Source organism: Crossiella sp. S99.2 (genome assembly GCF_023094165.1).
Taxonomy (GTDB): domain Bacteria; phylum Actinomycetota; class Actinomycetes; order Mycobacteriales; family Pseudonocardiaceae; genus Crossiella.
This window is the reverse complement of the sequence record NZ_JALMDK010000002.1, coordinates 896,024-913,655: the sequence shown is the minus strand read 5'-3', so window position 1 is coordinate 913,655 and position 17,632 is coordinate 896,024. Positions and strand designations below refer to the sequence as shown.

The 17,632-nt window shown below is 70.8% G+C and carries 19 protein-coding genes; 10 read left to right on the top strand and 9 right to left on the bottom strand.

Features of this window, described 5'->3' with window-relative positions; translation table 11 throughout:
• Positions 1 to 81 precede the first annotated feature (81 nt).
• The 7 genes from MZC64_RS10860 to MZC64_RS10830 all read left to right on the top strand — a co-directional run bounded on the left by MZC64_RS10860 (position 82) and on the right by MZC64_RS10830 (position 4,647).
• A complete protein-coding gene (locus tag MZC64_RS10860) occupies positions 82 to 576 on the top strand; it encodes a DUF1707 domain-containing protein (RefSeq protein WP_247763306.1) in 495 nt (164 codons plus the stop codon).
• Positions 577 to 585: 9 nt separating this feature from the next.
• Positions 586 to 1,050, top strand: coding sequence for a DUF1707 domain-containing protein (locus MZC64_RS10855; RefSeq protein ID WP_247763305.1), 465 nt, complete (start codon positions 586 to 588; stop codon positions 1,048 to 1,050).
• A gap of 10 nt (positions 1,051 to 1,060) precedes the next feature.
• Positions 1,061 to 1,600: a GNAT family N-acetyltransferase gene (locus MZC64_RS10850; protein WP_247763304.1), complete on the top strand. Its 540-nt coding sequence runs from the start codon at positions 1,061 to 1,063 to the stop codon at positions 1,598 to 1,600.
• 20 nt (positions 1,601 to 1,620) lie between these two features.
• Positions 1,621 to 2,202, top strand: a complete 582-nt coding sequence (locus tag MZC64_RS10845) for a DUF3558 domain-containing protein (protein WP_247763303.1) — start codon at positions 1,621 to 1,623, stop codon at positions 2,200 to 2,202.
• 100 nt (positions 2,203 to 2,302) lie between these two features.
• Positions 2,303 to 2,689 carry a transcriptional regulator gene (locus MZC64_RS10840; RefSeq protein ID WP_221489823.1) on the top strand — a complete coding sequence of 129 codons (387 nt, stop codon included), beginning with the start codon at positions 2,303 to 2,305 and terminating at the stop codon, positions 2,687 to 2,689.
• Positions 2,690 to 2,704: 15 nt separating this feature from the next.
• Positions 2,705 to 3,853, top strand: a complete 1,149-nt coding sequence (locus tag MZC64_RS10835; protein WP_247763302.1) for a PPE domain-containing protein — start codon at positions 2,705 to 2,707, stop codon at positions 3,851 to 3,853.
• Positions 3,850 to 4,647 (top strand): ESX secretion-associated protein EspG, encoded by a 798-nt coding sequence (locus tag MZC64_RS10830; RefSeq protein WP_247763301.1) that lies wholly within the window; start codon positions 3,850 to 3,852, stop codon positions 4,645 to 4,647. Before MZC64_RS10835 ends, MZC64_RS10830 begins: the two co-directional genes overlap by 4 nt.
• Before the next feature lie 65 nt (positions 4,648 to 4,712).
• Here the strand turns inward: MZC64_RS10830 and glpD are convergent, their stop codons facing one another.
• On the bottom strand, positions 4,713 to 6,455 hold the full coding sequence (gene glpD, locus MZC64_RS10825; RefSeq protein ID WP_374205680.1) for a glycerol-3-phosphate dehydrogenase: 1,743 nt from the start codon (positions 6,453 to 6,455) through the stop codon (positions 4,713 to 4,715).
• A gap of 205 nt (positions 6,456 to 6,660) precedes the next feature.
• Here glpD and MZC64_RS10820 point away from each other — a divergent pair, with 205 nt between their 5' ends.
• Together MZC64_RS10820 and glpK are read left to right on the top strand one after the other, a co-directional pair.
• A complete protein-coding gene (locus MZC64_RS10820; RefSeq protein ID WP_247763300.1) occupies positions 6,661 to 7,398 on the top strand; it encodes an MIP/aquaporin family protein in 738 nt (245 codons plus the stop codon).
• Positions 7,399 to 7,428: 30 nt separating this feature from the next.
• On the top strand, positions 7,429 to 8,949 hold the full coding sequence (glpK, locus tag MZC64_RS10815) for a glycerol kinase GlpK (protein WP_247763299.1): 1,521 nt from the start codon (positions 7,429 to 7,431) through the stop codon (positions 8,947 to 8,949).
• 103 nt (positions 8,950 to 9,052) lie between these two features.
• Here glpK and MZC64_RS10810 read toward each other — a convergent pair whose 3' ends face one another.
• The 5 genes from MZC64_RS10810 to MZC64_RS10790 all read right to left on the bottom strand — a co-directional run bounded on the left by MZC64_RS10810 (position 9,053) and on the right by MZC64_RS10790 (position 13,321).
• The gene (locus MZC64_RS10810) at positions 9,053 to 9,694 is read right to left on the bottom strand and encodes a class F sortase (RefSeq protein WP_247763298.1); all 642 of its coding nucleotides are present in this window, start codon (positions 9,692 to 9,694) and stop codon (positions 9,053 to 9,055) included.
• The gene (locus MZC64_RS10805; protein ID WP_247763297.1) at positions 9,675 to 10,298 is read right to left on the bottom strand and encodes a hypothetical protein; all 624 of its coding nucleotides are present in this window, start codon (positions 10,296 to 10,298) and stop codon (positions 9,675 to 9,677) included. Before MZC64_RS10805 ends, MZC64_RS10810 begins: the two co-directional genes overlap by 20 nt.
• 179 nt (positions 10,299 to 10,477) lie before the next feature.
• Positions 10,478 to 11,083, bottom strand: a complete 606-nt coding sequence (locus tag MZC64_RS10800) for a class F sortase (RefSeq protein WP_247763296.1) — start codon at positions 11,081 to 11,083, stop codon at positions 10,478 to 10,480.
• The gene (locus MZC64_RS10795; RefSeq protein WP_247763295.1) at positions 11,080 to 11,784 is read right to left on the bottom strand and encodes a hypothetical protein; all 705 of its coding nucleotides are present in this window, start codon (positions 11,782 to 11,784) and stop codon (positions 11,080 to 11,082) included. The genes MZC64_RS10800 and MZC64_RS10795 overlap by 4 nt, the downstream gene beginning before the upstream one ends.
• A gap of 133 nt (positions 11,785 to 11,917) precedes the next feature.
• Positions 11,918 to 13,321 carry an NAD(P)H-quinone dehydrogenase gene (locus MZC64_RS10790; RefSeq protein WP_247763294.1) on the bottom strand — a complete coding sequence of 468 codons (1,404 nt, stop codon included), beginning with the start codon at positions 13,319 to 13,321 and terminating at the stop codon, positions 11,918 to 11,920.
• Positions 13,322 to 13,456: 135 nt separating this feature from the next.
• Here MZC64_RS10790 and MZC64_RS10785 point away from each other — a divergent pair, with 135 nt between their 5' ends.
• Positions 13,457 to 13,918, top strand: a complete 462-nt coding sequence (locus tag MZC64_RS10785) for a gamma-glutamylcyclotransferase family protein (protein WP_247763293.1) — start codon at positions 13,457 to 13,459, stop codon at positions 13,916 to 13,918.
• A gap of 43 nt (positions 13,919 to 13,961) precedes the next feature.
• On the opposite strand, the gene MZC64_RS10780 is transcribed toward MZC64_RS10785, so the two are convergent.
• The 3 genes from MZC64_RS10780 to MZC64_RS10770 all read right to left on the bottom strand — a co-directional run bounded on the left by MZC64_RS10780 (position 13,962) and on the right by MZC64_RS10770 (position 17,503).
• Positions 13,962 to 14,855, bottom strand: a complete 894-nt coding sequence (locus MZC64_RS10780) for a DUF559 domain-containing protein (protein WP_247763292.1) — start codon at positions 14,853 to 14,855, stop codon at positions 13,962 to 13,964.
• A gap of 144 nt (positions 14,856 to 14,999) precedes the next feature.
• Positions 15,000 to 16,286: a M20 family metallopeptidase gene (locus MZC64_RS10775; protein WP_374205678.1), complete on the bottom strand. Its 1,287-nt coding sequence runs from the start codon at positions 16,284 to 16,286 to the stop codon at positions 15,000 to 15,002.
• Positions 16,283 to 17,503: a M20 family metallopeptidase gene (locus MZC64_RS10770; protein ID WP_247763291.1), complete on the bottom strand. Its 1,221-nt coding sequence runs from the start codon at positions 17,501 to 17,503 to the stop codon at positions 16,283 to 16,285. The genes MZC64_RS10775 and MZC64_RS10770 overlap by 4 nt, the downstream gene beginning before the upstream one ends.
• Positions 17,504 to 17,632 lie beyond the last annotated feature (129 nt).

Below are 17,632 nucleotides of genomic sequence, written 5' to 3'. Positions count from 1 at the left end.
GAGGCAGCCCTAGCCAAAAGTCGGCGACCGATAGCCAAAAGGCCGAGGGCATGGCGGTCCCCGATCCCTAACGTCAACCGTGTGAGCACACATGGGGATCACGTCGAGCTGCGGATCGGGGACACCGAGCGGACCGAGGCCGAGCGGTTGCTGGGCGAGCACCTGCGGGTCGGCAGGCTGACCGCGGAGGAATTCGGCGAGCGGGCCAACATCGCGGTCTCCGCGCGCACCCGCCGGGAGCTGTCCATGCTCTTCGAGGACCTGCCCGCGCCGCACCCGACCTTCGAGCTGCCCGCGCCGCTGCAGTACCAGCCGCTGACCGAGCAGGTGGCGATGCCAATGGCGATGGCGCCGATGCGGTCGCAGGCCAACGACAACGCGCACACCGTGGCCAAAGTGCTGGCGGTGCTGATCGGCGTGCCGGTGGCCGGGCTGACCCTGTTGGCGGGCGGCGGTTTCACCCTGGCCATCGTGGACCGGCTGCCGGCCTCGCTGGCCATGCTGACCGCGGCCGCCATCGGCGTGCTGGTGCTGGCCGGGATCGTGGCGGGAGTGCAGCGGTTCAAGCCGAAGTAGCATCGGGTTGTGCCGGACAACGAGCCTGAACTGCGGATCAGCGATACCGAACGATCCGCGGCGCTGAGCGCGCTCGGCGAGCACTTCGCCGTGGGCAGGCTGCAACTCACCGAGTACGACCAGCGGGCGGGCAAGGTGGCCGCCTCGATGACCCGCGGCGAACTGCGCGAGCTGTTCGCCGACCTGCCCGAACCGCACCCGCGCTTCGACGGCGTGCCGGCCACCGCCGCGGTGGCCAAGATCGAGGGCGGCGGCGAGGTCGCGGTCCCCACCGATCCGCGCACGCCCGCCCAGCGGGCCGCAGCGGTGAGCCTGGTGGTGCTCGGCGCGGCCTGGATCCCGCTGCTGATCTTCCTGGGCTGGTGGTGGTGGATCTTCGTGCTGATGGGCGTCGGCGCGGTGTACGGCTCGCTGTGGGGCGAGGACTGGAACGGCGGACAGGGCAGCAAGAAGCGCAAGAAGAAGCGCAAGTAGGTTCTGCGGCATGGAGCCGGTGGAGATCAACGCGGGCGCGTACTACCTGCGGCAGCTGCGGGCGGACCGGCTGCTGGACGACCGGCCCGCGGTGCTGGCGGCCTTCGTCGACCCGGAGCTGCTGCGCTGGGTCACCGGCTATCAGATCGAGGACCTGGACAGCGCGGGCCGCTACATCGCGCTGCGCGAGCGGGAGTGGCAGGACGACCTGCGCTGCTCCTGGGCGGTGGCCGAGCCGACCACCGGCGAACTGCTCGCCGAGGTCGGCCTCAAGGACCTGGACCTGGTGCGCGGCATCGGTTCCGCGGCCTGCTGGACGCATCCGGAGCACCGCGGCCGCGGCGTGATGACCCAGGCCCTGCAGACCGCCCTGCGCTTCGGCATCGACGGCCTCGGCCTGCGCCGGATCGGCTACCGGCACGCCGCGGCCAACGAGTCCTCCCGCCGGGTCGCGGAGAAGTGCGGCTTCACCCTGGAGGCCACCCTGCACCAGGCCACCACGGTCGACGGCGACCTGCACGACGTGCTCGCCTGGTCCCTGGTCGTCTGAGGTCGGCTAGCGTGCCCAGCATGTCGAGACCGCTCCGGCTGCCCGCGCTGCTGCTCGGCTGCCTCGTCCTCGCCGCGTGCACGCCCCCGCCGGCCAAGCCCACCGCGCCCAACCCGCCGCCGGTGGCGATCACCACCCCGTCGATCTCGCTGCCGCCCCGCCCGCGCGAGATCAAACTCGATCGGGTGGACCCGTGCACGTTGCTGACCACCCGCCAGCGCCGGACCCTGGGCATGGATCGGCCGCCGCTGCCCACCCGCTACCCGACCATGGGCAACGCCAAGGTGTGCGACTTCCGCGACTCCACCAGGGCGCTCACCGTGCGCATCGGACTGGTCCTGGTGCAGGGCGTCGGGGTGTGGCTGGAGGAGACCGCCCAGGCCGACGTCAAGGCCGCCACGGTGGCGGAATTCCCCGCGGTGATCGTGCGCACCGCCGAGCAGACCCGCTTCTGCAACGTCGAGGTGGACGTGGCGCAGGGCCAGTTCCTGGACATCCAGTTCGGCGACGCGGGCAACGCGGCGCCGCCGGGCCTGGACGCGATGTGCGCATCCGCACAGGAGGTGGCGACCGCGGCCATGACCACCCTGATGGCCCGTTGACAGTTCACCGGTAGGTGGGATCGTTACGGAGACCACCCCAAGTGATCACTGTCGGTCGCTACAGTGGCCGCTCAAGGATTGTCCAGTTCGGGGAGACACCGTGCCGCGCACCAATTCCGCCAGTGGCGACGCAGTGCAGTCCGGTCTCGACGCCGTCAACGGCGGCGGATCGCGGGTCCGGGTCGAACAGGCCGCCATCCCGACCATGCGCAAGGCGTTCCAGAAGGCGCTGGACAAGCTGACCCCGCAGATCGGGCACGCCCGCACCGACCTGCGGATGCGGCCCTGGGCCGGTGATCCGGTGAGCGATGAGGCCGCGCAGAAGTTCAACGACCGCTCCATGGACGGCGGCGATGCCGCGCTCAGTGCCCTGGAGGGCTACCAGCAGCAGTTGCAGACCGCGGTCCGGGCGCTCCAGGAAGTCGAGTACGAGTACCGCGCCACCGAGCGCGGGAACGCCGACTCGGTGCGCACCAGCGGCTGCTGAGCAAGGGGGCGAGGAATGAGTGACCACCGCTGGCAGGGCTACTCGCACGCGGAGCTGTACGGACAGCTGCACAACGGACTGGGGCCGGCCGCCTCAGCCGCCTCGATCACCCGCTGGTCGGACATGTCCGCGGCGCTGGCCGACATCGACGCCGACATCAAGCAGGCCCTTGGCAACTCCAGGGCGGACTGGACCGGCAAAGCCGCCGAGGCCGCCGACGCCGCGCTGCACCCGCTGGCCCAGTGGGCCAGGGACGCGCAGGCGGGCGCCGAGGTGATGCGGGTGTCCGCGGAACTCCAGGCCGAGTACGTGGGCAAGGCCCGCGCCGACATGCCGGCGCCGAAGGAAGTCAGCGCGGAGAAGCCGAACCCGTTGGTCACCGGCGTGGTGCACCTCTTCGGCGGGCAGACCGACTACGAGATCCAGGAGGCGGCGCAGAGCGCGGCCGAACAGCGGGCCTTCGAGGTGATGGAGGTCTACCAGACCACCACCGCGGCCAATGTGTCCACGCTGGGCCAGTTCAGCAAACCGCCGGAACTGCACCTGGACACCGGCCACGGCAGCCCGCAGAGCAGCGGCCCGATCGGCGCCACCGCGCCACCCCCGGCCCGGCCCCGCCTGGTCCCCCCGGCCCGCAGCGCCCCCAGCCCGGTCAGCGGCCGTTCCGGCTCCGCGCCGGTGCCCGCCCCGCCTCGCCCCGGCGCACCCGCGGCCACGGGCAGCAGCACCGCTCCGGTCGGACCCGGAACCCGGCTCAGCGGCGTCGTCACCCCGCCCCCGGCCACCCCCGCGCCCAGCACCGGAACCAGTGCCACCGCGCCGTCCGGCACCGGCACCACCCCGGCGCCCGCCCGCGGGCTGCCGCACCCTCGCGTGGAGAGCACCACCTCCTCGGCCGCGACCACCCGTCCCGGTCCGCAGCACCGACCGGCCTGGGACGCGGCCGAGGCCACCCACCTCGCCGAATCCCGCCGCGGCAGTGCCGCCCCGGACGGCGTGCTCGGTCTCGACCCCGAACCAGCGCCGGCGGCCCGCTCGGCCGCAGCCGCGCCGGTGGGACGGGCCCGGCGCGAGGAGGACGGGGAACACCAGAGCTTCCTGGTCGAGGACGACGATGTCTTCGGCGACGCCCGCCAGTACGCGCCCCCGGTGATCGGCGAGTGACCCTGTTCGAGCAGGGCCTGCGGGAGCCGTTCGCGCTGACCGCGCTGGAGTTCGACGTGCTGTGGCAGCACCTCGGCCTCGGCCAGCCACCACTGGTGATCAAGGTGCCCTCCCCCGGCCGCACGCACACCGAGCGGGCCGGGCTGGAACGACAGGCCTGGGACGCGCTGGAGTCCCGCGGCCTGGGCCGCCCGGTCGCGGTGGACGCCGAACTCTCCGCACTACTGCACCTGCTCGCCGATCCGGCGCGCGAGGTGGACGGCAGGCTGTGGCTGGGCCGCAGCGTGCGGGTGCTGGCCGCCGCGCGCGAGGAGGAGGGCGCGCTGGCCGTGCTGGACTCCGGTCAGCTCACCGTCAAGGCCGTCTCCGGCCTGAGCCTGCCCCGCGAGGCCATCGCCGTGCTGCGCCCGCTGCCCGCGGGTCCCGGCCGCTCGGTCACCCTGCCCAGCGCCGACCTGGACGCCGCCGCCGCGGCCGCGGGCAACTCGGCGGACCGCCTGGGCCCGGAACTGATCGAACGCGGCATCCGCCCGGAGGACGCCCAGGTCATCACCGAGATGACCAAGGACGCGGGCGACCTGGGCCAGTTCGGCGTGGCCGCCAAGGAGCAGTGGGCCCGCCGCCGCCGAGCCGACCGGGTGATCGGCTTCTTCGACACCCCAGCGGGCCGCTACCTGCAAACCCGCCGCAGCCAGGACGGCGCCGCCGCCTGGAGCACCATCGCCCCAGTCGACACCCGCCGCCTCACCCAACACCTCGAAGAGGTCCTCACCGACCTCCTCACCCCAGCCTGACCAGTTGGGCCAACTCGTACGCCAAGTTGGCCCAACTTGGCGTACGAGTTGGGCCAACCAAGTGCTCAGCTGACTGGTTCGATGACCTCGGGGCGGGCTTCCGGGGCGGCTGAGCGCCGGGCGTCGGCGGCCTGGTCGTCCGGCTGGGTCTGCGAGTCGCGTTCGGCCTCGACCCTGGCGGTGTAGACCTCGATCTCGTGCGCGACCCGCTTGTCGTCCCAGCCGTGCACGCCGGCCATCAGCTTCGCCGCGGCCTCCGCGCTCTCCACGCCGCGGTGCGGGTACTCGATGGAGATCCGGGTGCGCCGGGTCAGCGCGTCCTCCAGGTGCAGCGCGCCCTCGCAGGCGGCCGCGTAGACGATCTCGACCTGGAGGTAGTCCGGCGCGCCTGCCAGCGGGCGGAGCAGCTCCGGGTTGCCGTCGGCGGTGGCCAGCACCTGGTGCACCAGCGAGCCGTAACGGTCCAGCAGGTGCCGCACCCGGTAGGGGTGCAGGCCGTGCTTGGCGCCGAGCTGGTCGGCCTGGTTCACCAGCGCGTGGTAACCGTCCGCGCCCAGCAGCGGCACCTTGTCGGTGATCGAGGACATGATCCGGCCGGGCAGGTCGGGACTGGCCGCGTCGATCGCGTCCGCCGCCATCACCCGGTAGGTCGTGTACTTGCCACCGGCGATCGCCACCAGGCCGGGCGCGACCCTGGCCACCGCGTGTTCCCTGGAGAGCTTGGAGGTGTCCTCGCTCTCCCCGGACAGCAACGGCCGCAGGCCCGCGTACACACCCTCGATGTCGTCATTGGTCAGCGGCGTGGCCAGCACCTTGTTGACGTGGGTGAGGATGTAGTCGATGTCCTTCTTGGTGGCCGCCGGGTGCGCCAGGTCCAGGTTCCAGTCCGTGTCGGTGGTGCCCACGATCCAGTGGTTGCGCCACGGGATGACGAACAGCACGGACTTCTCGGTGCGCAGGATCATGCCGCTCTCGGACACGATCCGGTCCCTGGGCACCACGATGTGCACGCCCTTGCTCGCGCGCACCCGGAACCGCCCTCGGGTGCCGGCCAGCCGCTGGATCTCATCCGTCCACACCCCGGTGCAGTTGATCACCGCGTGCGCCTTGACCTCGATCTCCGCGCCGGTCTCCACATCGCGCACGTGCACGCCGGCCACCCGGTCTGCCTCCCGGAGCATGCCGGTGACCTGGGTGGAGGTGCGCACCACCGCGCCGTAGTGGGCCGCGGTGCGGGCCACCGTCATGGTGTGCCGGGCGTCATCGGCCTGCGCGTCGTAGTAGCGGATGCCGCCGATCAGCGCACTGCGCTTGAGGGCAGGGACCATCCGCAGCGCACCGGCCCTGGTCAGGTGCTTCTGACCGGGCACGGACTTGGAGCCGCCCATGGTGTCGTAGAGGAACAGCCCGGCCGCGGTGTACGGGCGCTCCCAGATCCGCTTGGTCAGCGGGTAGAGGAAGCTCACCGGCTTCACCAGGTGCGGGGCGATCCGGGTGATCATCAGCTCCCGCTCCCGCAGAGCCTCCCGGACCAGGCCGAACTCAAGCTGTTCGAGGTAACGCAGGCCGCCGTGGAAGAGTTTGCTGGAGCGGCTGGAGGTGCCAGAGGCCAGGTCCCGCGCCTCGACCAGGGCCACCCGCAGCCCGCGCGTGGCGGCGTCCAGGGCCGCGCCGGCGCCGGTCACGCCGCCGCCGATGATCACCACGTCGAAGTGCTCGGAACCCAGTCTGCGCCAGGCTTCCTGCCGTTCGGCCGGTCCCAAACGACCCTGCACGATCTCCGCGCTGCTCTCCTTGGCCTTGGCCACTGAACGTCGCCTCCCTGCTCGGCTTGGACGCGGGGCCTACGCTACCGGGCCCGCACGATTTCCGTCGGCGCAGCCGACTGTCGATGACGTGCACTGACAGTAATAACGAAACTGTCCCGTTTCGAATTCTACCGTAGACAGTTGATCGGCCCAGGACTACGTTCCCGACCTCAGACGCAATGGAGCGGACTGAGGGAGGACGCGCATGTCCAGCGGAGCAATCTTCGTCTGGGAGCTGATCGGCACCGCGGTGCTGATTCTGCTCGGCGCCGGCGTGGTGGCCAACACCGTGCTGAAGAACTCACTGGGTAACAGCGGCGGCTGGCTGCTGATCAACTTCGGCTGGGGCTTCGCGGTCTTCGCCGGCGCCAGCATCGCGGCCCCGAGTGGCGCGCACCTCAACCCGGCGGTGACCCTCGGTCTGGCCACCGCGGGCAAACTCGACTGGGCGCTGGTGCCGGTGTACTTCGGCGCCCAGCTGCTCGGCGCCTTCATCGGCGCGGTGCTCTGCTGGCTGGCCTACAAACTCCAGTTCGACACGCACGACGACCCCGGCGGCACGCTCGGCATCTTCTCCACCGGCCCGACCGTGGACAACAAGCTCTGGAACACCGTCACCGAGGTCATCGGCACCTTCGTGCTGGTGCTGTGGATCCTGTTGAGCCCCAGCGCCAAGGCCGCCGCCGACGGGGTGCCGCAATTCGGCAACTCCGCGCTGGGCTACGCCGCGGTGATGTTCGTGGTCGTCGGTATCGGCGCCTCGCTCGGCGGCCCGACCGGCTACGCCATCAACCCGGCCCGCGACCTCGGCCCCCGGATCGCCTACGCGCTGCTGCCGATCAAGGGCAAGGGCGGCGCGAACTGGGGCTATTCCTGGGTTCCTGTCGTCGGTCCGCTCATCGGCGCGGTGCTCGCCGGGCTCCTGTCCCTCGCACTGGCCTGATCCACGTCCACACGAAAGGCAAGCAGCATCATGTCCGCTGAGAAGCGCTATGTGGCCGCCATCGACCAGGGCACGACCTCCACGCGTTGCATGGTCTTCGACCACTCCGGCCGGGTCGTCTCGGTCGTCCAGACCGAACACGAGCAGATCTTCCCCAAGGCAGGCTGGGTCGAGCACAACGCCGAGGAGATCTGGGAGAACACCCGCAAGGTGTGCGGGGGCGCGCTGGCCAAGGCCGACATCCAGAACTCCGAGATCGCCGCGGTCGGCATCACCAACCAGCGCGAGACCGCGGTGGTGTGGGACAAGAGCACCGGCAAGCCGGTGTACAACGCGATCGTCTGGCAGGACACCCGCACCGACGCGATCTGCGAGTCGCTGGCCGCGCTCGGCGGCGGTCAGGAGCGCTACCGCTCCCGCACCGGCCTGCCGCTGGCCACCTACTTCTCCGGCCCCAAGATCCGCTGGATCCTGGACAACGTCGAGGGCGCCAGGGCCAAGGCCGAGGCGGGCGAGCTGCTCTTCGGCAACATGGACACCTGGGTGCTGTGGAACATGACCGGCGGCCCGGACGGCGGTCTGCACTACACCGACCCGACGAATGCCTCCCGCACCCTGCTGATGGACCTCGACACCCTGAACTGGGACGAGGAGATCTGCGGCGAGATGCAGATTCCGCTGTCGATGCTGCCGGAGATCCGCTCCTCCTCCGAGGAGTACGGCAAGGTCCGGGAGCGCGGTGTGCTGGCCGGGGTGCCGATCGCGGGCATCCTGGGCGACCAGCAGGCGGCCACCTTCGGCCAGGCCTGCCTGTCCCCCGGCGAGGCCAAGAACACCTACGGCACCGGCAACTTCGTGCTGCTCAACACCGGCAACGAGAAGGTGATGAGCGAGAACGGGCTGCTCACCACGGTCTGCTACAAGATCGGCGACAACGCCCCGGTCTACGCCCTGGAGGGCTCGATCGCGGTCACCGGTTCGCTGGTGCAGTGGCTGCGGGACAACCTGGGCCTGATCAGCTCGGCCGCGGAGATCGAGCCCCTGGCCAAGGGTGTGGAGGACAACGGCGGCGCGTACTTCGTGCCCGCCTTCTCCGGCCTGTTCGCGCCGTACTGGCGGGGCGACGCGCGCGGCGCGATCGTCGGCCTGACCCGGTTCGTGAACAAGGGTCACCTGGCCCGCGCCGCGCTAGAGGCCACCGCCTTCCAGACCCGCGAGGTCATCGACGCCATGAACGCCGACTCCGGCGTGCCGCTGACCTCGCTCAAGGTCGACGGCGGCATGGTGGTCAACGAGCTGCTCATGCAGTTCCAGGCGGACATCCTGGGCGTGCCGGTGATCCGGCCGGTGGTCAACGAGACCACCGCGCTGGGTGCGGCCTACGCGGCCGGTCTCGCGGTCGGCTTCTGGGCCAGTGAGGACGACATCCGGGCCAACTGGGCGCAGGACAAGCAGTGGGACCCGGCGATGGAGGAGACCCACCGCGACAAGCAGTACCGCAACTGGAAGAAGGCGGTCACCAAGACCTTCGACTGGGTCGAGGCCGACTGACCAACCGGTCTGACCGAACGCGAGAACGGGGCGTGCCGCTTGGGCACGCCCCGTTCTTTTCGCGGTGAAGTCGCCGCTGGGGGTCGGCGCTTCAGCGCGGGTCTCAGGCCACCAGCGTGGCGTAGACGATGGTGTTGTCCCGGTAGCTGCCCGCGGCGCGGTCGAAACTGCCGCCGCAGGTGATCAGCCGGAGTTCCGGGCTGGTGGTGTTGCCGTAGACCTCATCGGTCGGGAAGTCGGACTTGGGCACCTGTGCTGAGCGCTGCACCACGAACTTCGCGGTGCTGCCGTCGGCCCGTTTGACCAGGATCTCGTCGCCCGGCTTCAGCTCGCGCAGCTTGTAGAAGATGCCCGGCTTCTTCGCCCCGTCGATGTGCCCGAGGATCACCGCCGGTCCCTTCTCCCCGGGCGTCGGGCCCTTGGCGTACCAGCCCGCCTGCATGGGCTGGCTCACCGGCGGCACCTGCACGGTGCCGTCCTTGTTCAGGCCCAGCTTGCTCAGCGAGGACCTGGCCCCGATCTTGGGGATCTCGATGGAGACCGGGTCGGACTTGCGCATGGGCTTGCCCGGCGTGCCCGCGACCGGCTGGCCGCCGGCGGGATCGTGGGCTGCCTCGGCGAACACCTGACCCCAGAGGTCCCGTGCGCCACCGCTGAGGAACACCGCCCCGACGGCGAGCAGCAGTACGGACAGGACCGCGGCGAAGACACGGCCGCCCTTCCGGTCAGCCCTGCGCGGACGCACGACGCCGCCGCAGCGCCCACACGCCGAAGCCCGCCCCGGCGGCCAGCGCGACCGCGCCACCGGCGATGGCCAGGCCCTCGCCGCCGCCGTCGGCGGTGCCGCCGCCACCGGTCTCCGGCGCGCCCTTGGGGGTCTTGGCGCTGGTGGAGGTGGTCGGCGCGGTGGTGCTCGGCTTCGGCCGGGCCGAGGTGCTCGACGGCACCGGCTTGGCCGTGGTGGGCCGGACGCTCGGCTCGGTGGGCTTGGTGGGTTCGGTCCCGGTGGCCGAGACGGCGAACTTGGCGTTGCTGGTCTGGTCCTGGCAGGCGAAGGAGACCTCGTACGGACCGGGCTGCGCGTCCTTCTTCACATTCGCCGACCACTTGGCGATCAGGGTCTTGCCGTCGTAGCTGACCCGCTTCACGTTCTCCAGCACCGCGGCGCTCGGCTCGCGGAAGTTGGAGGTGAGCCCGCATTCGGTGGTGATCTCCACCCGGCTGCCCGGCCGCACATCCGTGGCGGACATGCTGATGCTCGGAACCGCGGCCAACGCGATCGGCGCCGCGATGAGCACGCCGGTCGCACCCAGTGCGGAACCGGCGGCAAGAATGCGACCAATACCCATTGTTACTACCCCTATTCCCCGACTTGTCCCAGTGGCGGGCAGTTCGCCTGCCTACACCACCTAAGACGCCAGGGCCGCCCTCGGGTTGCCTGGATCGGCGCTGGTCAGCGACCTATGACCAGATGGCCATTCTTCGAAGACCCAGGCAACCCCGACGTTGATCGAACGTCCTACGCGGACTATTCGACCATGGTTGCATACACGATGATGTTGTCCTGATAACTGCGCGCACCCTTGTCGAATACCCCGCCACAGGTGATCAGGCGGAGTTCCGGACGGTCCGTGTCGCCGTAAACACGGTCTGTCGGAAATCCCTTCTTCGCGACCTGCTGGGTCTCGTGCACGAAAAACCGGACGGTTTTCCCGTCCTGCCGGTCGATCAGGATCTCATCGCCGATGGCGACATCGCGCAACTTGTAGAAGATGCCCGGTTTCCCGGCCCCGTCCACATGGCCGAGCACGATCGCGGGCCCCTTCTCCCCCGGTGTCGGCGCGCCGTCGTACCACCCGGCCTGCATCGGCTGGGTGATCGGCGGCACCTGCACGGTCTGGTCCTTGTTCAGGCCCAGCGACACCAGGCTGGAGTCCGCGCCGATCTTGGGCACCCGCACCCTGGTGGGCGTGGATCTGGCCAGCACGGCCACTTCGGTGGCCTCCGGCGGCGCGGACGCACTGCTCCCGGCCGGTGCGGCCGGCGGCGGTCCCGCGGCGGGCGCGGGCGCACCGCAGCCGGTCAGCAGGACCATCGCGGCCAGTACCAACCCGGCCGCACCGACCTTGCTCACGCCGGTCCACCCCCTCCGGTCTCCACGCCGCCCACCGGCTTGATCCGCACCTGCCCACCGCTCACCGGCGGTGGCGGCTGCTGGCCGGGCGGGCCCTCGACGGTGAAGAACACCGTACGAGTAGTCCCGCCACAGCGGAACGACACCTGGTAGCGACCGGGTTTGACGCCCGCCCTGACCTTGGTCTCGAAGGTCTGCTCGTACGCGGTGCCGGTCCAGCGCGTCATCGGCTCCAGCGCGGCCGAGACCGGCGCCGTGTTCGGGTTGTTGGCCTTGTAGCAGGTCCGCACGACCTTGACCTGCTCGCCGGTCCGGCCCAGGCCCGGACTGACCTGCAACCGCACCTGGCCGATGGTCTGCGGCGGCTGCACGGTCACCTGCTGGGTGCGGCTGAGGGCACCGCAGCCGTAGCTGACGGTGTGCGTGGACCCGGCGGTCAGGCCCTTGGCCAGATTCCCGGTGCCGAAGCCCCAGGTCGGATCGGCCGCAGCGGAGGTCAGCCGCACCGGCTCGGTGAACAGCGTCGAGCGCACCGGCTGCCAGTCCTTGTCCGGACACACCACGTTGAGCGAGATGTGCCCGGCGCCGAGGTAGATCACCGGCAGGTGCAGCACCGGCTCGGTGCTCGCCACCGCTGGCCCCGCGGCCAGCCCGGTCAGCAGCGCCGCGGCCGCCAGCACTCCCATGGTCCGTGCCCTCATGACGAACCGTCCCAACACTCGCGCGTGTCGCATGCTGTGCCTCCCTCATCAGCGAGTGATGTAGGGGACACGCGCGAGTGCCGGTATTCGTTGTCCGCGGTGACCAGGTCGAGACCTGGTGTCTGGAGTCCGCTCAGTCCAGGTCGTCGTGCCGCATCAGCTTGCGCCCGGCCTCGGTGATCGAACCGGACAGCGAGGGGTAGACCGAGAAGGTGTAGGCCAGGTGCTCCACGGTGAGCTGGTTCTGCACCGCCAGCGCGATCGGCGTGATCAGCTCGCTGGCCACCGGGGCCACCACCACGCCGCCGATGACCACACCGGTGGCCGGGCGGCAGAACAGCTTCACGAAGCCGCGGCGCAGGCCCTCCATCTTGGCCCGCGCGTTGGTGGCCAGCGGCAGCATGATCGTGCGCGCGGGCACCTCGCCGGCGTCGATCGACTGCTGGCTGATGCCCACGGTGGCGATCTCCGGGTGGGTGAAGACGTTGGCCGCCACGGTCTTGAGCTTGATCGGCTGCACGCCCTGGCCCAGCGCGTGCCACATCGCGATCCGGCCCTGCATGGCCGCGACCGAGGCGAGCATCAGCAGTCCGGTGCAGTCACCGGCGGCGTAGATGCCCGGCACGGTGGTGCGGGAGACCCGGTCCACCGGCACGAACCCGCCGGGGCCCGCCTCGATGCCGACCTTGTCCAGGCCGATGTCGGCGGTGTTCGGGATCGAGCCCACGGTCATCAGCGCGTGGCTGGCCTCGACGGTGCGCCCGTCGGCCAGGAAGACCTTGACCCCGCCCGCGGTCCGCTCGACCTTGTCCGCCCGCGCGTGCTTGAACAACGCGGTGCCCCGCTCGGTGAACACGTCCTCCAGCACCGCGGCCGCGTCGGCGTCCTCGTGCGGCAGGATGCGGTCCCGGCTGGAGACCACGGTGACCTTGACGCCCATCTCGGTGTAGGCGGAGGCGAACTCGGCGCCGGTGACACCCGAGCCGATCACCACCAGGTGCTCGGGCAGCTGCGGCAGGTCGTAGATCTGCCGCCAGGTCAGGATGCGCTCGCCGTCGGGCTGGGCGCCGGGCAGGATCCGCGGGTTGGCGCCGGTGGCGATCAGCACCACATCGGCGGCCAGCTTCTCCACCGACCCGTCGGCTCCGCGCACCGCCACCCGGTGCTGGGCCAGACCGGGCGCGTCGTCGCACAGCCGGGCGTGCCCGTTCATGATCCGCACACCCTCGCGCTGCACCCGCGCCCGGATGTCCGCGGACTGCGCCAGCGCGAGTCCCTTGACTCGCCCGTGCACCACGGGCAGCTCGATCCCGGTCGGACCGTCCCCGGTGTTGATGCCGAGTTCGGGCCCGTTGCGGAAGGCGGAGCGGGCGCCTGCGGAGGCGATGAAGGTCTTGGAGGGCACGCAGTCGTACAGCACACAGGCGCCGCCGAGGCCGTCGCTCTCCACCAGGGTGACGTCGGCTCCGTGCTGGGCGCCGACCAGCGCGGCCTCGTATCCGGCCGGCCCGCCTCCCATGATCACGATGCGGGTCACGGGGGTCCTCCTGTGGTGGGTGGTGCGGTCAGGTTGTCGGCGGGTCCAACCGTACGCGCTACCCGTCCGGGGTCAGTTCGGAGGCTGTGCGCACGGCGCGTCCCGATGGCGCGGACGGGTCGCTAGGCTAGGGCCGTGCCGCTCTATGCCGCTTACGGGTCCAACATGGATCCGGACCAGATGACGGAGCGCGCTCCGCACTCGCCGATGGCCGGTACGGGGTGGCTCGTCGGCTGGCGAATGACCTTCGGAGGCGAAGACCTCGGCTGGGAGGGCGCGCTCTCCACCATCGTCGAGGATCCCGGCAGCCAGGTCTTCGTGGTCCTCTACGACGTCAACAACGACGAGGACCGCCTGGACCGCTGGGAAGGCGCCGAACTGGGCCTCTACAAGAAGATCCGCCTCCGCGTGCAAACGCTGGAAGGCTCGGTCCTGGCCTGGCTCTACGTCCTGGACGCCTACGAGGGCGGCCTCCCCTCGGCCCGCTACGTCGGCGTGGTCGCCGACGCCGCCGAAGCCGCGGGCGCCCCAGCCGACTACGTCAACGACCTCCGCACCCGCCCCTGCAACGGCATAGGCCCAAACAACAACAACTGACCCACTTTGCCCAACTCGTACGGGTGTTTGGCCCAAGTGGACGTCAGGTTGGTCGTTCTCGGCGTTGGAATGCCTGGCGGAGCCGGGTGTACAGCTCGTCTGGCGCTCGTAGGTCACGAGCGGTGGCACGCACCGTGATCCAGCCACGACCTGCCATCCGCTCGTCCCGCTCGGCGTCCTGCTCGGCACGGTTCTCGTGGGCCTCGTAGCCGTCGTATTCCAGTGCGATCCGGTGCCGCGGCCAGGCGAAATCCAGCCGGTGCAGCACCCGGTCGTCGAAGTCCCTGACCTCGTACTGGAGTTCCGGCCGAGGGAAGCCGCCGTCGACGAGCACCAACAGCATCGAACTCTCCGCCGGTGACTCCGGCTGGCCGGTGACCAGGTCGAGTAGCGCCCACGCCTGATCAATCCCGCGCGGGTTCGCCCTGGCCCGCAGCCGATGGCCGATCTGATGCCGCAGATCGTCCTGAAGCTCCGGCGGCAGTGATCGGAACGCCTGGTCCGCACAGGCGAATCCGGCCCGGTGCGTCCGCCCGCAGAGCAGCTCGGCCAGCACGTGCTCCGGGGCCAGCACCCGTAGCCCGTCCAGCAGCACTACATCCTCCGGCTGGAACGGATCATGGTGCACCACCAGCCCGGCTCGGTTTCTCGGCCAGCGTGAGTACGGTACGGCGACATGCACATCTGTGCTGGTCAGCGGAGTCCAGCCATAGATCTCGGCCGCGGTCGGCCCGGTCAGCGCGGCCTCAGGGCCGGCCAACAGCAAGGCTCCCCTTGCCCGGGTCCGCGGATCATGCGCACGACCGGCGGGCACAAACAGATTCCGCCAGAGCCGGGTCAGCCGACCGGCGGTCAACGCGTTGCGCAGCCCACGTTCACCCAGCGCGGCGATGGCCTGCTGCCGGGTGCAGGGAACAGGAAGCGGAGTGAGACCCATGCCAACAACGATCGACCCGACTCACTCATCAGCACCACCCCGATCGCCAACCTGTGGATAACTCCCCAACCGGCTGACGACTTGGGCCAAGTCGTACGCCCACTTGGGCCAACTTGGCGTACGAGTTGGCCCAAGTGGGCGGGATCAGGACTGGAGGGCGTCTAGGGCGGCTTGGGTGAGGATGCGGATGCCGACTGGGAGGGCGCGCTCGTCCAGGTCGAAGGTGGGTTGGTGGAGGTCTTTTTGCGGGCCTTGGCCGGACCAGACGCCGAGGCGGGCGAAGGAGCCGGGCACGTGTTCCAGGTACCAGGCGAAGTCCTCGCCGCCGGAGGACTGCTCGGTGCCGGTGATGGCGTCCTCGCCGAGCGCGGTCTGGGTGGCGGTGCGCAGCAGGCGGGTGCTCTCCCGGTCGTTGACCACCGGCGGCACGCCGCGGCGGTGCAGCAGGTCGAAACCGATGCCCAGCGGGGCCAGCAGGGCACCGACCAGCTCACGGGCCACCGGCTCCAGCTCGGCCCAGGTGTCCCGGTCGCCGGTGCGCAGGGTGCCGCGCAGCAGACCGTCCTGCGGGATGGCGTTGGCCGCGTCGCCGGCGTGCACCGCGCCCCAGACCAGCACCGTGCCCGAACGCGGGTCGACCCGGCGGGTGAGCAGCTCAGGCAGCCGGGTGATCAGCGTGCCGAGGCCGTGCACCAGGTCGGCGGTCAGGTGCGGGCGGGAGGTGTGGCCGCCGGGCGAGGTCAGCCGGATCTCCAGCAGGTCGCTGGCGGAGGTGATCGCGCCGATCCGGGTGCCCAGCTTGCCCACCTGCAGCCGCGGCGCGCAGTGCAGGCCGAAGATCCGCTCCACGCCGTCGAGGCCACCGGCGGCCAGCACGTCCAGCGCACCGCCGGGCATGACCTCCTCGGCGGGCTGGAAGATCAGCCGGACCCGGCCGGGCAGCGAATCGGCACTGGCCAGGGCCAGCGCGGTGCCCAGCAGCACGGTGGTGTGCGCGTCATGCCCGCAGGCGTGCGAGACGCCGGGCACGGTGGAGGCGAAGGGCAGGCCGGTGTCCTCGGTCAGCGGCAGCGCGTCGATGTCGGCGCGCAGCGCGACACAGCGCGATCCGCTGCCGACCTCGCAGATCAGGCCGGTGCCGCCGGGCAGCACCCGGGGCCGCAGGCCGGCGTTGGCCAGCTCGCGGAAGAGGAACTTGGTGGTGTTGTGCTCGTTGCGGGACAGCTCCGGGTTGGCGTGGATCTGCCGCCGCCAGGCCACCACCTGAGCGAGGTTCTTCCCCAGCCACTTGTCCAGCCAGGACGGTCCCCGCCCCGCGCCAAGATCCTCCACAGTGGACATGGTGCGGCCGGAGCCGGGGCTCAGCACGTCGATGGGTCCGCGGGACTCCGGTCCGAAGGGCGGGCCGGGTCGGGAATCCAGGACTGTCACGCCTCAAAACCTCCTGCCGTGGCTGGCACGGCAACGCGGCTGTTCACACGATCTGCGGTGTCCGCGAGCAGCCGGGCTCGCTGGGCATCATCCGCGGCGGCGGCCACCGCGGTCCAGGCCAGCGCGAGCGCGCCGTCCAGCACCGCCTTGTCCGCGGAGGGCGAGGCGCAGGCGGCCGCGAACTCCGGTTGGTGGTTCACCGAACTGCCACAGTCGATGGCGATCGTGGGGTGGATGGCGGGCAACGCGTGGGTGATGTTGCCCATGTCGGTGCTGCCGGTCTGGCGGTTCGCCTCCTCGGCGGGGCTCAGCGGCTCCCGGCCCAGTTCCGTCACGGCAGCGCGGTACGCCAGGGCCAGCCACGGGTCCGGGGCCAGCTCGGCGTAGTTCGGGGACACCTGGGTGATCTCGTGCGCGCAGCCGGTGGCCACGGCGCCGGCCTCGAAGCACCGGCGGATCCGCTCGTCCAGGTGGCTCAGCGAGTCCATGTTCTCGGCTCGCAGGTAGAACAGCCCGGCGGTGCGCGCGGGCACGATGTTGGGCGCGGCGCCGCCGTGGGTGACGATGCCGTGCACCATCTGCCCGTGCTCCAGGTGCTGGCGCAACAGGCCGATGGAGACCTGGGCCACGGTCAGCGCGTCCGCGGCGTTCACGCCCAGATGCGGCGCGGCGGCGGCGTGCGAGGCCCGGCCGGTGTAGGCGACCTCGAGGTCGGTGATGGCCAGCGAGGAGCAGGCGCAGGTCTCGTGCGGGGCGGGGTGCACCATCATCGCCATCGACACCTCGTCGAAGGCCCCGCGCTCCAGCATCAGCACCTTGCCGCCACCGGCCTCCTCGGCCGGGGTGCCGAACAGTTTGATCGTGATGCCGAGCCGGTCGGCGACCTCGCGCAGGGCGAGCGCGGCGCCGACCGAGGAGGCGGCGATGATGTTGTGCCCGCAGGCGTGGCCGACCTCGGGCAGCGCGTCGTACTCCGCGCACAGCCCGACCACCAGCTCACCCGAGCCGTAGGTGGCGGTCAGCGCGGTGTCCAGGCCCGAGGTGCCGCGTTCCACCTTGAAGCCCTCGCGGGCCATCAGTTCGGCGACCTTGTCGGCGCTGCGGTGCTCGGCGAAGGCCAGCTCGGGTTCGGCGTGAATGCTCCGGGAGAGCCCGACCAGCGCGTCCGAATACCGCTCGACAGCGGAGCGGCACTGGACTTTGGTGTCGGTACTCATTTGCATCCAATCCTGCACTACCCGTTTTGGCCAAGATCCAAAGATCGACAACGAGCCGCCTGGCGGTTGGTTCGCTGCGCCGAGCGGAGCCGTGCCCTTCGGTCTGGCTGTACCCCGGTCCCGTCCATC